Here is a 433-nt window from a genome sequence, read left to right as displayed (position 1 = left end):
GAGCTGGGCATGCGGCGGCGGTGTTGCATCGAATGACGATGAAAGTAAATTTACACAATCGGCAAAATGGAAAAAATAAATTTTCATCGGGGTTTGCACGGGCCCCGTCCGATCGCCGCAGACCCCGCCACCTGGGGCGACCGACGATATCCACGGCAATGCGCGCCACGCCATCCGATCCGCTTTTTCCGGCATCGTCGGCGAATAGCTTACAATCTGTTAGTTTCAGCCTGCATCCGCGTTGCTGCAGTTCCTCCACCCGCGCTTCGCGCGCGCCGCCGCATCCGCACTGTCCGTTCCGCTTCCGCGCCCGCGTCGGCCGCGGCGCGCGCCCGACGCCTCTTTTTCCGGAGATCCGCCTATGCCCCCATCCCGCTCCACGCCGCGCACGACGCTCAAGCCGCCAGTCGTCGTGCCGTCGCTCGCCGTGATC

1 protein-coding gene is annotated in these 433 nt (G+C 63.7%); it reads right to left on the bottom strand.

Going from position 1 to position 433, the window contains the following annotated elements; genetic code table 11:
* Positions 1–225 precede the first annotated feature (225 nt).
* The coding region (locus J5M67_RS28850; protein WP_207888729.1) for a hypothetical protein at positions 226–433 on the bottom strand (208 nt) is incomplete at its 5' end.

The organism is Pseudomonas sp. 30_B (assembly GCF_017491605.1).
In the GTDB taxonomy this organism is placed as follows: Bacteria; Pseudomonadota; Gammaproteobacteria; order Pseudomonadales; family Pseudomonadaceae; genus Pseudomonas.
This window is presented reverse-complemented; position numbering and strand designations above follow the sequence as displayed.